Annotated in this window: 17 protein-coding genes; 7 read left to right on the top strand and 10 right to left on the bottom strand. The window is 40.7% G+C overall.

What is annotated here, in order from left to right; genetic code table 11:
- The first annotated feature begins 34 nt into the window (after positions 1-34).
- On the top strand, positions 35-925 hold the full coding sequence (locus tag V6E90_RS17660) for an ATP-binding protein (protein ID WP_332606058.1): 891 nt from the start codon (positions 35-37) through the stop codon (positions 923-925).
- 101 nt (positions 926-1,026) lie between these two features.
- A complete protein-coding gene (locus V6E90_RS17655) occupies positions 1,027-2,127 on the top strand; it encodes a DUF6670 family protein (protein WP_332606057.1) in 1,101 nt (366 codons plus the stop codon).
- 76 nt (positions 2,128-2,203) lie between these two features.
- Here V6E90_RS17655 and V6E90_RS17650 read toward each other — a convergent pair whose 3' ends face one another.
- Positions 2,204-2,764 carry a TetR/AcrR family transcriptional regulator gene (locus V6E90_RS17650; RefSeq protein ID WP_332606056.1) on the bottom strand — a complete coding sequence of 187 codons (561 nt, stop codon included), beginning with the start codon at positions 2,762-2,764 and terminating at the stop codon, positions 2,204-2,206.
- Positions 2,765-2,855: 91 nt separating this feature from the next.
- Here V6E90_RS17650 and V6E90_RS17645 point away from each other — a divergent pair, with 91 nt between their 5' ends.
- The 3 genes from V6E90_RS17645 to V6E90_RS17635 all read left to right on the top strand — a co-directional run bounded on the left by V6E90_RS17645 (position 2,856) and on the right by V6E90_RS17635 (position 5,051).
- A complete protein-coding gene (locus tag V6E90_RS17645; RefSeq protein ID WP_065342971.1) occupies positions 2,856-3,398 on the top strand; it encodes an HPP family protein in 543 nt (180 codons plus the stop codon).
- Positions 3,399-3,549: 151 nt separating this feature from the next.
- Positions 3,550-4,128, top strand: coding sequence for a TetR/AcrR family transcriptional regulator (locus V6E90_RS17640; protein ID WP_262756904.1), 579 nt, complete (start codon positions 3,550-3,552; stop codon positions 4,126-4,128).
- A complete protein-coding gene (locus V6E90_RS17635) occupies positions 4,125-5,051 on the top strand; it encodes a DMT family transporter (protein ID WP_332606055.1) in 927 nt (308 codons plus the stop codon). Before V6E90_RS17640 ends, V6E90_RS17635 begins: the two co-directional genes overlap by 4 nt.
- Before the next feature lie 6 nt (positions 5,052-5,057).
- On the opposite strand, the gene V6E90_RS17630 is transcribed toward V6E90_RS17635, so the two are convergent.
- From V6E90_RS17630 to tsaD, 3 genes are all read right to left on the bottom strand, one after another.
- On the bottom strand, positions 5,058-5,381 hold the full coding sequence (locus V6E90_RS17630; RefSeq protein ID WP_332606054.1) for a hypothetical protein: 324 nt from the start codon (positions 5,379-5,381) through the stop codon (positions 5,058-5,060).
- 118 nt (positions 5,382-5,499) lie between these two features.
- The gene (locus tag V6E90_RS17625) at positions 5,500-6,003 is read right to left on the bottom strand and encodes a hypothetical protein (RefSeq protein WP_005243063.1); all 504 of its coding nucleotides are present in this window, start codon (positions 6,001-6,003) and stop codon (positions 5,500-5,502) included.
- Between the two features lie 182 nt (positions 6,004-6,185).
- Entirely contained in the window at positions 6,186-7,193 is a 1,008-nt protein-coding gene (tsaD, locus tag V6E90_RS17620) for a tRNA (adenosine(37)-N6)-threonylcarbamoyltransferase complex transferase subunit TsaD (protein ID WP_004652786.1), read from the bottom strand.
- A 145-nt stretch (positions 7,194-7,338) separates the two neighbouring features.
- On the opposite strand from tsaD, the gene rpsU reads away from it, so the two are divergent.
- Together rpsU and V6E90_RS17610 are read left to right on the top strand one after the other, a co-directional pair.
- Complete coding sequence (gene rpsU / locus V6E90_RS17615; protein WP_004652785.1) at positions 7,339-7,554, top strand: 30S ribosomal protein S21; 216 nt, start codon at positions 7,339-7,341, stop codon at positions 7,552-7,554.
- A 29-nt stretch (positions 7,555-7,583) separates the two neighbouring features.
- Positions 7,584-8,030, top strand: a complete 447-nt coding sequence (locus V6E90_RS17610; protein ID WP_004808327.1) for a GatB/YqeY domain-containing protein — start codon at positions 7,584-7,586, stop codon at positions 8,028-8,030.
- 78 nt (positions 8,031-8,108) lie between these two features.
- Here V6E90_RS17610 and V6E90_RS17605 read toward each other — a convergent pair whose 3' ends face one another.
- From V6E90_RS17605 to V6E90_RS17580, 6 genes are all read right to left on the bottom strand, one after another.
- Complete coding sequence (locus tag V6E90_RS17605; RefSeq protein WP_016540604.1) at positions 8,109-8,468, bottom strand: hypothetical protein; 360 nt, start codon at positions 8,466-8,468, stop codon at positions 8,109-8,111.
- A 40-nt stretch (positions 8,469-8,508) separates the two neighbouring features.
- A complete protein-coding gene (locus V6E90_RS17600) occupies positions 8,509-8,874 on the bottom strand; it encodes a GFA family protein (protein ID WP_332606053.1) in 366 nt (121 codons plus the stop codon).
- A gap of 30 nt (positions 8,875-8,904) precedes the next feature.
- Entirely contained in the window at positions 8,905-10,302 is a 1,398-nt protein-coding gene (locus V6E90_RS17595) for a M48 family metalloprotease (protein ID WP_442881269.1), read from the bottom strand.
- Between the two features lie 170 nt (positions 10,303-10,472).
- Positions 10,473-11,060 carry a 1-acyl-sn-glycerol-3-phosphate acyltransferase gene (locus tag V6E90_RS17590; protein ID WP_332606051.1) on the bottom strand — a complete coding sequence of 196 codons (588 nt, stop codon included), beginning with the start codon at positions 11,058-11,060 and terminating at the stop codon, positions 10,473-10,475.
- Between the two features lie 111 nt (positions 11,061-11,171).
- Complete coding sequence (locus tag V6E90_RS17585) at positions 11,172-12,137, bottom strand: 2-hydroxyacid dehydrogenase (RefSeq protein WP_332606050.1); 966 nt, start codon at positions 12,135-12,137, stop codon at positions 11,172-11,174.
- Positions 12,138-12,153: 16 nt separating this feature from the next.
- Positions 12,154-12,801, bottom strand: coding sequence for a hypothetical protein (locus tag V6E90_RS17580; RefSeq protein WP_332606049.1), 648 nt, complete (start codon positions 12,799-12,801; stop codon positions 12,154-12,156).
- Between the last annotated feature and the right edge of the window lie 254 nt (positions 12,802-13,055).

The raw sequence follows: 13,055 nt of genomic DNA, 5'->3' as shown, positions 1-13,055 counted from the left end.
TATCCCTATTCATCATTGAGTTTGGTTTATATGTATGGCTATCCTTGATTTACCCGAATCTATCCTTCAATCCTTATCGAGTGTATTAACACAGTTGCAGCAAGTTCTCCCAGAACCAAAGCAACCCACGGATTTCTCTGCAATCGCCTTCCGTTGGGAAAATCAGCAGCTGGTCGCCATACAGCAACCCAAGAAAATGTATCTGGAAGACTTAAAGGGAATAGAGCGCCAAAAAGACAAAATCATTCAAAATACGCTGCAGTTTTTGAATGGCTTACCTGCCAATGATGTATTACTGACAGGTTCTCGCGGTACAGGGAAATCATCGATTGTACGTGCCCTATTGACTGAATATTCCGCTCAAGGTTTACGTTTGATTGAGATTGAACGTGATGATTTATCGGATTTACCTAAGATTCAAAAACTGATTGAGCATCGTCCTGAAAAATTTATTGTTTATTGTGATGATCTTGCCTTCAATGCTGAAGACGAGAACTACCGTAGCTTAAAAAGTGTGCTGGATGGTTCACTGCAATCGGGTTCGAGCAATTTTATTATTTACGCAACCAGTAACCGCCGTCATTTACTACCTGAGTTTATGCATGAAAATACCCCTGTGCGTAAGGTCGATGTGCCGCAATATACAGAACTGCATCCACAGGAAGCGATTGAGGAAAAAATTTCGCTTTCTGATCGTTTTGGTCTGTGGTTATCATTCTATCCTATGGACCAACAACTCTACTTAGCAATCGTTGAACACTATATTGTCAAAGCCAATTTGGACTATAACGATCTGGTTCGTGGTGAAAGTTTGAAATGGTGCCAAGCACGTGGGCAACGCTCTGGTCGTGCTGCTTACCAGTTCTCAAAACACTGGATTGGCTCACAAAACCTAGAGAAACTATCAAACAAAGCATCCGCATAAATGTCCTGAAAAGCTGTAGCTTTGTCCTTATTTCCGCTTAGCATCGGCAATTGTTTCTCATACTCTAGCTGTCACAGCATGGATTGAGTTTAGGAAACAAGATGAAGAAACAATTGCCACCGACCTCCCTGACCAGCAAAATTATGGGCAAAAGCTTATTGCTTGCGCAAGGTACGCTCGATAAAGCCGTAAAATATTCGACCCTTCCATTTTCAGAACCTGAAATTATCCGTCCACGTACAGAAGAAAAGTTTTATACCTGGACACATTATGGAATTTTCTTTCCGCTACTTCCAGAACCTCATCGTTATTTAAATATCATGATTTTATTGGGTACGCCTGGCGCATTGGCTTTTGACCATGATGACATTACGCTGGGCAACCCTAGAAAAACAGCAACCTTCTTTTCCAGTACCGCGGCTGTAGATGAACACCTATTAAAAGCTTATCTCATTCCAGAACAAGCCAATATCCAAGACAATGGCACATTGATTGAACTGGGTGAAGAAGTTTCTATTCAAGGTACATTACCAAATATTCATCTTAAAGGTAGCTATCATGGACTTAGCTTTGACTTTGATTTGGATGTCTCCGATCAAATTTCATGGTTTATTAAAACGCCGATCTATGATCATTTTAGTCTGTTGGCGAGCTTTAAAGGTCAGCTTGAGTATCAAGGTAAAACCACGCCTGCCGAAGGCTTATGCACCTATGAATATGCGCGTGCAGCAGGTGCACATGGTGTGGTGAAAAAACTATTACCAGCACCGTATAAATTACCTTTAGACTTTTTCACTTATCAAATTATTAATTTAACCGAGACCACCCAATTATTGCTCACCAAAGCCGATATTTTGGGTCAGCCTGCCGCCTATAGTCTGCATGTTCGCCATACTGATCAACCAGCAGAGATCTATACCAATGTGGAATTCAAAGTACTTGCCCATCAAGTTGATGATTATGTTTCTCCGAGTGGTAAGAAAATGCGTTTACCACAACAGTTCTCTTGGTCAGTCAAAGATGATGCTGATCAAAAGGTTCTCGAGATCACTGCGGAAATTGATAGTCCATTTCGTTATGGCCATGGGATTGGTTATGCCAGCGCCTACACCTTCTCGGGGGAATATTTAAATAAACCCGTTCAAGGTCGTGGTTATATCGAATATGTGGATGTAGAAGACCAAAACGCATTTAAGCAATAAATAAAAACAGTAAGCCTTTGCGATCCATCAAAGGCTTACTACTCACATGCGATGAAAATGATGTTGCCAATAACCGTTAAAGTGCTGCTGGCTTAAATGCATCAATCATTTGGTTAATTGAATCCTTGATCTCCGCTGCCACCTTTGCATCATAACCTTCCACCAAAAAACGGCTAATGAGCCCTTCGATCAGCGTATAAGTCACCTCAATCAACATTTCTGCCTTTGGATAAGCGTGCAGATATGCTGTGATTAAGTTTCTAATCCAAACTTTGTGTTCTTTTGACACAGAGATAATCTCTTGATCACCCAAATGCGACTCCGCTACCGCTCTGACGAATAAGCAACCTTTAAAGTTATCTTCTTGAAACCATAATAAATGCCAATCGATCAGCCTATTCAATGCGTCTCGCCCTGTTGCATCGGCAACATAATCCAAAAGACGCTGTCTGAACTTTTCGTCCCGTGCCTCCAAGACTGATTTCACCAATTGATTTTTATTTTTGAAATAGGTGTACATGGTGGTTTTTGAACAGCCAGACTCATCTCGAATCAGGTCAACACCCACTCCAACAAAACTATTTTCATAAAATAATTTTTCTGCAGTATGCAAAATTTTATTGGCTGACTTTGACATAAAAATTTACTCAATCAAAATAGTACAGATCTGTACTATTTGTGATTTTAGTTTTATTATCGGCATAAAGCAACCTTGTCATGAGATCACCATGTTATCTTTATTCAACGGTAGAGAACATCTCGCCCCCATGCCCCAATCCATTGACGTCATAAGAAGCCTCATCGGTGGAACATTGAGTATTTTGATCTTAATTTTGCTCAGTAAATTGACCCACAATCTATTTATCATGGCACCATTCGGCGCAACCTGCGTTATTCTCTATGCGGTATCTCAATCGCCCTTGGCTCAACCCCGCAATGTGATTTTGGGGCATTTTGTCTCGGCTTTTATTGGTTTACTATTTCTTAAAGTGTTTGGTGTCTCGACACTGAGTATTGCCCTGTCTGTTGGCTGTGCCATCGCAGCTATGCAACTGTTACGCTGTGTACATCCGCCTGCGGGTGCAAATCCATTAGTGATTTTACTAACGGCAAATACCATTCAATACCATTGGAGTTTCTTATTCTTCCCAGTGCTACTCGGTTCAATTGCATTGGTACTGGTTGCATGGCTGGTCAACAATTTAAAATCCGAGAAAAAATGGCCTGTGTATGGATTGGCTTTTATCCACAGCAAAAAGAATCTTCAATAAAATCCGGATCGATTAAGGCCTACTCCATACGCTTTAATCGATTTCCTTTTAGCAATCCAAGTTAAATAAATAGAACGCATAAACTTTTGCTTGCAAATAATTTACTTTTCCATAAAATTAGGTAGGTCGGTATACATATATTTATTTTCTTATGAGCTCGAAATCAGCAAAACAAAAAATCTTGGATGCAGCAGCAACCCTGTTTTATAACGATGGCATCAGTAACACAGGCATCAACAGCATTACAGAGAAAGCCAATGTGGCCAAAATGTCGCTGTACAATAACTTTGCGACCAAATCAGACTTAATCACGTGTTATATCGAAGCCCGTCATCAGGAATGGTTAGATTTATACCAAAAAAGAAAAGTTCAGATTCAAACCCCGATTGATGGCATTTTGGCTATTTTTGACGCCTATCAGGATCATGCTGAATTTGCCTATGAAAAAGGCTTCCGGGGGTGTGGCCTACTCAATGCAGCCGCAGAGTTTCCTGCGCATAGTCCTGAACGCTTAGCTGTTAAGCAGCATAAAGATGAAATCGAAGCGATTTTAGCGGGGCATTTACAGCAACTCAGTATCAGCCCACAGCGAGTAAAAGAACTGGCACTGCTACTTTCATTTATCTTGGAAGGTTCGATTGCCCGTGCTGGTTTAGAAAGTTCCAGTGACAAAGTGTTTGCAGCAAAACAAATGGTGCAAAACCTATTAGAACAAGAGGTTGCAAAGTGAGTCGCCGTTCTTTAAACCTCAGTTCTCATTCTGGCTTTATCGCTGTCCTCATTGCCTCAATTTTATGGGGCACCACAGGCACAGCTGCCTCTTATGCACCCAATTTAAGCCCTTTAGCGATTGGCGCAGTTGCCATGGGGGGCGGTGGATTATTACAAGCCTTATTGGCCCATAAAAACATCCGCAGTCATTTACCACAAATTCGAGCCTACTATCCATTACTGCTAATTGGCATGGTCTCCGTTGCGATTTACCCATTAGCCTTCTATTCGTCGATGCGTATGGCAGGGATTACCATTGGCACGGTCGTCTCAATTGGTTCTGCACCCTTATTTACCGCATTGCTGGAAAAGTTTTTTGATAAAAAAGCTCTCTCTAAAAAGTGGTTCATTAGCTTTATCTTTGGTGTGGCTGGTGTTCTATTGTTATCTATAGGTGAATCACATTCCCAAGCATCAACACAAACGATTGCAACAGACCAGAAAGCCCTTGGAATTATTCTTGGACTGATCGCGGCACTAACCTATTCTTTATATTCTTGGGCTGCTAAAAAAATGATTGATCGCGGTGTCGACTCAAAGGCATCCATGGGCTTAATTTTTGGTTTCGGTGCTTTAATTCTATTACCAACACTGTTTTTTACGGGTTCAAATCTGTTTGATGAACCCGTGAACCTGTATGTTGTCACCTATATGATGCTGATTCCAATGTTCCTTGGCTATCTGTTGTTTGGCTATGCTTTAAAGACTATTTCAGCCAGTACTGCCACCACACTGACCCTGTTTGAACCATTGGTTGCCGCATTATTTGCAATCTTATTGGTGGGCGAGCAACTGGCACCGATTGGTTGGGTTGGTATGGCATTGATTTTTATGTGTTTGGCCGTGTTGTCTAAAGCAGATCGTTCACAACCAATGACATAGAAACGTCTAAGCTATTAATATCAAAAGTAGAAACATTGCGGTTGCAAAGCTAAAAATAATAATTTTCCCATTAAAACGTAGTGCCTCTTTGGCTAATTTTTTAATGGGTTCCTCTTTTTTTAATCCAATAATCGACAAAATAATACCGATAAAATTACAGATCACCGAGATAATTAATGCCAATAAAAAGAATAGATGGACAGGTGGCATTTCACAAATCCGATCAGGGACACATGGGATACTGAGAACATAAATGGAAAACACTGCTGCCGCAGCAATAACAATTATACTGAACCATGCAACTATCATTGCTGCTTTAACTGACCACATTATTTTGCCTTTTTCTTTTGTAATTACTGAAAATACATACTTAAGTTTTATAATAAATAACAATTGATGATTCGCGATGCAGAAATATCTCTGCATCGCGAATAAGATTTTTTGAAGATCAATATTCTTTTGCTAATTTCTCTAAAGTTGTGAGCATTTTTCTCACCACACTTCTTTTATGATGCAACATATTCTTAATGTTGCTTGGATTAAAGCCAGTCAATTTTGCGATACCACGACTGGTCATATACTCACCCGTTTTCGCAAAGTGCTTTTCACTTAACTCGGTTTTCGCATTTGAGAATCGAACTGCTAGCTTATAATCACTAAACTCAGACCATGCACCAGTCTTATATTCATCCGCATCAAAGCTACCCTTCTGCTGAGTAGGTTTTTCGCGTAAAATATTACTCAAGCGGTTAATGACAATCTTTTCTTCACTTTGCTCAATCAATTGATAAAGCTCAGTTTCTTCAAATGGGCGCCCCAAAGCAATGTCTTTTCGATATTGTTCAATCACTTTTTCTTTTGATGCAACCTTTTCCTCACCTTTTTGAGTGAGGCAGAGAATCTTAAATAAAGACTCTAATCGGCCACATGTAAAAATATAAGAAATTTTCAACTTTTGTACTCCACAATGAGTTTTAGCTCATCAAAAATAAATAATTTATCCAATACTTTAATACGATAGCGTTGACTTTAAGTCTTTGCCATGTACATAAATCAAGAATTTGATTTTTAAATATAAGAATGGTCTAAATTGCCCCTTAATCTAAGGATCAATTTAGAAAAATACGTTCCATTTTAGGTCGGTTGTAACTCAGTCATTGGCCATCTTGGTGTCGTCGTCACCGCCAAACCATCATGTTGTCCAGCTTTTAAACGCTGATATCCAGCAAAAGCAATCATGGCACCATTGTCTGTACACAATGCGGGTTCGGCATAATAAACATGTGCCTTGATCTTTGCCAGAGAAGTTTCTAATTGTTCACGCAAACGCAGATTAGCACTCACACCACCCGCAATCACCAACCGTTTTAAACCCGTTTGCTTTAAAGCTTTCACTGATTTTTTGACTAGAGTATCAACAACTGCTTCTTGGAAAGAGGCTGCCACATCGGCATCACGATTCTCTTCACCTAACTTTTTCAATTGTACTGAAACTGCAGTTTTAAGACCGCTAAAAGAAAAATCCAAACCTTGATGCAAGATTGGTCTCGGAAATTCAAATGCTTTGGCATCGCCCTGTAACGCCAATTTCGCAATATTCGGTCCACCTGGATAAGGCAGTTTCATCATTTTTGCGACTTTATCAAAGGCTTCACCCGCTGCATCGTCAATTGACTCACCGAGCAATTCATATTGACCGATACCATAGGCTGCCATTAATTGAGTATGCCCACCTGAAACCAATAAAGCCACAAACGGAAATTCCGGTGGAGTTTCCGAAAGTAATGGTGCAAGCATATGACCTTCCATATGATGCACACCGATCGCAGGCTTATTAAATGCAAAGGCTAAACTGCGGCCAAATAAAGCCCCAGTCATCAGTGCACCCATCAATCCTGGACCACGAGTATAAGCAACTGCATCTATCTCTTGTTTTTTGACGCCACTCTGCTCAAGCAATTGATTAATCAAAGGAATCATCTTGCGAACATGATCACGTGAAGCCAACTCAGGAACGACACCACCATATTCCGCATGCAATTTAATCTGGCTATATAGAACCTGTCCACGTAAGCCGAGCTCGCTATCATAGAGTGCTAACCCAGTTTCATCACACGAAGTTTCTAAGCCCAAAACAATCATTAAACTGCCTTTACAACGATCAAAAATAATATCGAAGCTATTATAGACTTGTGATCTGAGTTGTAAATGAGTAAAATACTGACCTTCACTTGCGATCTAGTGCAATCGTGCGTTAGATCTTATCCATCATCTTAGAGGATTTTACATGCCACAAGTTAAGTTGAAAGAAGGCGAACCAGTAGACGTAGCTATCCGTCGTTTCAAACGTTCATGCGAAAAAGCGGGTGTTTTAGCTGACGTTCGTAAGCGCGAATTCTATGAGAAACCAACTCAAGAACGTAAGCGTAAAAAAGCTGCTGCAGTTAAGCGTTATCAAAAGAAATTGACTCGCGAATCTGTACGTACTACTCGCCTTTACTAATTAATTTGTGATTGACTGCTGAAGAGACTATGAATACTTTAAAAAACCAAATTACTGACGTGTTAAAAAACTCAATGCGTGCCAAAGATATGGCAACAGTAACGGTTATTCGTGGTGTACAGGCAGCAATTAAGCAAATCGAAGTCGATGAGCGCATTGAGCTTGACGATGCTCAGGTTCTTGCGGTCATTGAAAAGCAAATTAAACAACGTAAAGAATCGATCAAGGCCTTTTCTGGCGCTGGTCGAGATGATTTAGCTAGTAAGGAACAAGCCGAAGTTGAGGTTATTTCTCAATTTCTACCAGCCGCTATGACTGAGGAAGAACTTGATTCCATCATTGAGCAAACGATTGCTGCTCAAGAAGCTACTAGCATGAAAGATATGGGTAAGGTGATGAATTCTCTACGTCCGATCATAGCCGGGCGTGCCGATCCTGCACAAGTATCTGCTAAAATCAAAGCAAAATTAAGCTAAGCCGCTTAACTCTCCTTTCTATATTTCGCTTTATTAAAGAATTGGATTCATTGCAATAATGAACCCAAAGCCTTTCTTTTATTTAAAATCACACTGAACATTATACTTCGCAAGCATTTGCATTTCTTTTGATTCAACCACCTGCTTGATTAAATCCTGCTTGGTCATGCTGGCATATTGCGCTGGTAAAGATGAACGATTTTGTTCAATCGCATCAGACATATCCTGAATATAACGCTGATTAATCTGGCAGTACTTTGCTTGTTGCTCTGGGGTAAATTGTGAGATTTGTGGATTCAGACTCCGTAAAAAGCTACGGATGTCCTGTGCGTACGCACTACGGATTTTATCCACTGAATTTGCATACTGCTCAATCGATGCCGCTGAGCTAATCCCCACACTGCTGATCGCAAAAATAAAAACTAAAATTTTCTTCATATATGTTCTAACTTCTCAGCGATTCTTTACGCTCGTCATCTTATCTTAATTCAATAAATTTTGGTTTATGCTCAAGAAAAAATTCTTCCTTCGGTGCTGGTATCTCTCCTGCTGTCACTGTACCGAGTCGTAAGCGAATGACATCAGGTAAATCTATACGATAGGAATAAACTGGACTGGCACAGTTTTGACAAAAGACGCGCGCCTTGTTGGGTGTATGAAAATATTCTTTCAGTTGCTCTCGCCCAGAAATCAGTTCAAATTTGCTTTGCTCAATCGGACTGTTCCACCCCGCAATTGAGCCTTGAGCCTGTTGGCAATGACTGCAATAACATAAAATGCTGTTTTCAATTTCGCCATGATATTGATACTGTATAGCACCACACAAACATTGCCCTTGGATCATGTGTCTTTCCTTGAATTATTTTAATCGGGATTAGAGTCGCATACGGCGCTCATCTTGCATCTGTTTTAAGCGTGCGTCAATCTTAGCCGACATCGCGATATTCCCCTTAGCGAGTCTTTGTGCATGCAACATCGACTTAATCGCATTTTCTTCGTAACCCGACCAATACTCTGCCTCTGCACGATAACCCAACACATTGACTGCCTGTAATGGTGAACTCTTATCCAGATTGGTTGCCTGTTGCAATAATTGCCAACCTTCAATATCACGCTGGTTTTTATGGATAAAGCGCTGCACCAAAATCTGTGCTTGGGCCACTTGCCCTTGGCGAATCAGAACTTCCGCCAGTTTATAGGACAAAGCTCTATTCTCAGGCATGGTTTTTTGAATCGAATTGATACCGGCATATGCCTGATCCAGCTTATTTTGACCCAAATAAATATCAGTTTGAATCAAAGGAATCAGCACATGATTTTTCAATTTAGTCTTCACTAAGTCCAAATTGGCTTGTGCTTGCGCATAGTCACCTTGTTCAAGATAGAACTTGCTCAGTGCCAATTGTGCAGCTGTATTTTTCTGATTGGCCAGTGACTGTAATTGAATTTCAGTGGCCTGATTTGAAACCACTAAGGTATAGAGTTTTAAAATTTCAAAATCGAGATCATAAATTTTTGATTTCACTTTCGGTAATTGATTGGCACGCAAACGTGCTTCACTCATACGCTCGGTGGTTAAAGGATGGGTAAACCAAAAGTCTGGTAAGAAGCTAACACGGCTGGTGGCACGATGCATGGTTTCAAAATAATCTGCCATGCTCTGTGGGTTATAACCTGCGGAATACATAAACTGCATACCGATACGATCCGCTTCACGCTCCTGATTACGACTATAACTCAACTGCTTATCCATCAATGCCGCTTGAGTCCCCATCATGACCGCTGCACCCGCATTACCATCAGCCTGAGATGCAATCGCTGCACCAACAAGAATCCCCGCCAATGCGAGCAAACCCTGCCCCTTAAAGGCTTCTTGAGAACGACTATAGTGGCGTTGTGATACGTGCGCAATCTCATGCGCCATGACCCCTGCAATCTCATCCAAATTCTTTGCTGAGGTAATCAATCCTGTATTTAATGCAAATAAACCACCAGGCACAGCAAAAGCATTAATTTGAGGATCTTTGATAATCACTAAACCAATTGGTTGACCGAGTTGAGTCTGGCTTAAAATGCCTGAAAAGACCTGTAAGAACTGATCTTCCAACCATGCATCTTGCACCGTTGGCATTTGACGATGCACTTCACGATAAACCTTTTCACCGATAAATTTTTCTTTTTGTTGATCGAGCAAACCTATACCGCTGCCAATTTCAGGCACTTCTGTTTGCCCTGCACTATGCACAGGCAAAAAAACCTCAGTGTGACTCAGTTGAGTGGTGGCGAAAAGGCCACAGGCGAGCAGGAACGATCTCAAGTGGTTTCTCTATGATTTTAATAAAGAAATTTAATATAGCATTGAAAAAAGGAGAAATTTGCAACAAAGTGTTATAAAAGGCAGGAAAATCCTGCCTGACTTTATGATTTTTGCAAGTGAATGAATTACTCTGCCGAAACGTAACGCTGATCTACACTAAATTTCTCTGGGAATTTCGCATTGATCGTGGCATAAAAAGACATGATCTCGGTCATATCCTTTTCATAATCCCCTGTAGGATAAACAATTTTTCCTACACCTGTTTTTTTCTTGGCATAGTCCATATACGCGAGCGCAATCGGTACACCCGCTGTTATTGCGACATGATAAAAACCAGTTTTCCATTGTTCTTGTTTAGCACGTGTCCCTTCTGGGGTCACCAGCATGACTAACTTAGGATGAGTTTTAAACAGATCACTCATCAATTGAACCATACTTGGACGTTCTTGACCTTCATGCTTGGCACGACGATCAATGCCGATCCCCCCCATGGCACGAACAAAAGGACCAAATGGCAATTTCATATAACTGTCTTTGATGGTGAGACGAACATTAACACCCAAAGCCTTCAATGCCAAACGGGCATAGAGCGCATCCCAATTGCTGGTGTGCGGGGCAGCAATCATCACACATTGGTCAATATTTAAGTCCCAATGATTGTCAATTTCCCAGCCCATTAAACCCAAACTTTGTTCAGCTAATTTCTCGAACACCAGACACCCCAAGACGAAGTCACAAAGGGCGCAAGTGTACCAATATTAATCAACTTAAAAAGATGGAGCCGCACAATAATGCAGCAATCAAATGGTCAGCATTGTAAGCAATTATTCAAACTTCGGATTCACTAAATAGCGAGGTGTACGATCCTCTAAGGCATCAATCAAATTCTGATAAGCCAGCTTCACCATTTTCTGGCGTGTTTCAGCTGTCGCTGAACCTAAATGTGGTACGGTGACTGCATTTGCCAGTTCAAATAAGGGAGAGCTTTGCAACGGTTCTTTGGCATAAACATCCAATCCCGCAGCAAAAATTTTATGTTGTTGTAAGGCTTCGATTAAAGCATTTTCATCGACCACAGACCCTCGTGCAATATTGACGAAGACCGCATGTTTTTGCATCAACTCAAACTGTTCTGCACCAATCAGTGCTTTTGATTCACTATTTAAATCGACTGCAACCACAATAAAATCAGATTGTTGCAATAACTGGTCTAAGTCGCGATATTGTGCATTGAAAGCTTGCGCTACTTCAATTTTTTCGCGGCGGTTATGGTACAAAATATTCATATTAAAACCATAAAAACCACGACGGGCAATGGCAGCACCAATATTCCCCAGACCGATAATACCCAAGGTTTTACCAAAAATATCCACACCAAATTGTTCAGTCGATACGGTTCGTTTCCATTGACCTTGTTTGGTCCATGCATCTAAGTAAGGAATTTGCCGTGCGGCACTGAGCAATAAAGTAAACGCAAGATCAGCAGTTGTTTCTGTCAGTACGTGTGGAGTATTGGCAAGCCAAATTTTCTTTTGATTGAGATAGTCGACATCATAGTTATCGTAGCCAACCGATACGGTCGAAATAATTTTAAGTTTTTGTGCAGGCGCTAAGTTACTCTCATTGAGTAAACGCCCTGCACCAATCATGGCATCAGCATCCATCACTTCGGTTCGAATCTGCTCATTGATATCACCAAGCTTTGGATTGAGCACCACCACCTGATAATCTTGCTGTAACTGCGCTATCACGTCCTGATCTATTTGGCTGAATACAACGACTTTCTTCATGATTAAATTCCGATTTTTATTGCATGAGCTGCCACAACCGTTTTTTCAATACAGGTTGAGCCAGCATTTCTTCTAAACTCGCTAAATGTAATATATTGGAATGCTGAATAAAGTCTAGTTGACCTAAGCATAATATTTTTTTGTTATTTGCTGTCGCATCCAAGAAACCTTGGATATAAGACGACAATCCTCTGCTCTCTTGAAATGCAGCCAATGGAAATGGCCATTTCAATTCAGCATATTGCCCGAGTTTTGCCTTTTGAATATTTTGCCAGAGTTGGCGTTGAGCATCGCTGAGCTGGCTACTTGCTAATAAAATGGCGCAGTTCTCCAGCACATACATTTGTAGTTCAAATGCTTGAATCTGTGCTGTAATCACAATTTGTTCTTTTTCAGCAACAACTTCTTTAACAGCAGGCTTTGCAATAATGTCTTTAGGCTGAGGAGCTTCTTTTTCGGCGATCGCTAATGTTTGTACGGGTGCAATTTGAATTTGTTGTGAGGTTGGTGCGACACCTAATATCGGTGGCAGCGGCTGTGCGGCTTCTTCAACAATTTGGTCTCGCCATAAACTCGGTGCAGTATTTTTTTGACATACCACTTCTCTCGGAATCCAAACATCTATCCCTAAAGTTGCCAATATGTTTCTTTGCTGCCCGATCATGTTACCTACTCGTTGTTTTGACTCACAGTGATTTACAACACTGTAACCCTGCATAGTCTAGCATAAACCAAGTCCGGCTAAATGACTTCCTTTTGCTCAATCACATCAATACACATTCAATTCTCATTGGTTTAGGCAAGTATTCAATAACAATAGGCAAGTTCTCATTCATCGACTTTTAGACAATATTTCATCATTTTGTCGCTTTTAGTTTTTATTACTGTTGTATCGAATGCTCAAATGAAAAGGTTGAC

It is taken from the genome of Acinetobacter sp. ESBL14, assembly GCF_036668815.1.
Classification (GTDB): Bacteria; Pseudomonadota; Gammaproteobacteria; order Pseudomonadales; family Moraxellaceae; genus Acinetobacter; species Acinetobacter gyllenbergii.
The sequence above is the reverse complement of the archived record's forward strand: the minus strand, read 5'-3'. Positions and strand labels throughout refer to the sequence as shown.

Excerpts from the sequence above, each read along its gene's own strand:
- V6E90_RS17660 (WP_332606058.1), top strand. The coding sequence starts at position 35 with ATGGCTATCCTTGATTTACCCGAATCTATCCTTCAATCCTTATCGAGT.
- V6E90_RS17655 (WP_332606057.1), top strand. The coding sequence starts at position 1,027 with ATGAAGAAACAATTGCCACCGACCTCCCTGACCAGCAAAATTATGGGC.
- V6E90_RS17650 (WP_332606056.1), bottom strand. The coding sequence starts at position 2,764 with ATGTCAAAGTCAGCCAATAAAATTTTGCATACTGCAGAAAAATTATTT.
- V6E90_RS17645 (WP_065342971.1), top strand. The coding sequence starts at position 2,856 with ATGTTATCTTTATTCAACGGTAGAGAACATCTCGCCCCCATGCCCCAA.
- V6E90_RS17640 (WP_262756904.1), top strand. The coding sequence starts at position 3,550 with ATGAGCTCGAAATCAGCAAAACAAAAAATCTTGGATGCAGCAGCAACC.
- V6E90_RS17630 (WP_332606054.1), bottom strand. The coding sequence starts at position 5,381 with ATGTGGTCAGTTAAAGCAGCAATGATAGTTGCATGGTTCAGTATAATT.
- tsaD (WP_004652786.1), bottom strand. The coding sequence starts at position 7,193 with ATGATTGTTTTGGGCTTAGAAACTTCGTGTGATGAAACTGGGTTAGCA.
- rpsU (WP_004652785.1), top strand. The coding sequence starts at position 7,339 with ATGCCACAAGTTAAGTTGAAAGAAGGCGAACCAGTAGACGTAGCTATC.
- V6E90_RS17610 (WP_004808327.1), top strand. The coding sequence starts at position 7,584 with ATGAATACTTTAAAAAACCAAATTACTGACGTGTTAAAAAACTCAATG.
- V6E90_RS17605 (WP_016540604.1), bottom strand. The coding sequence starts at position 8,468 with ATGAAGAAAATTTTAGTTTTTATTTTTGCGATCAGCAGTGTGGGGATT.
- V6E90_RS17600 (WP_332606053.1), bottom strand. The coding sequence starts at position 8,874 with ATGATCCAAGGGCAATGTTTGTGTGGTGCTATACAGTATCAATATCAT.
- V6E90_RS17585 (WP_332606050.1), bottom strand. The coding sequence starts at position 12,137 with ATGAAGAAAGTCGTTGTATTCAGCCAAATAGATCAGGACGTGATAGCG.
- V6E90_RS17580 (WP_332606049.1), bottom strand. The coding sequence starts at position 12,801 with ATGATCGGGCAGCAAAGAAACATATTGGCAACTTTAGGGATAGATGTT.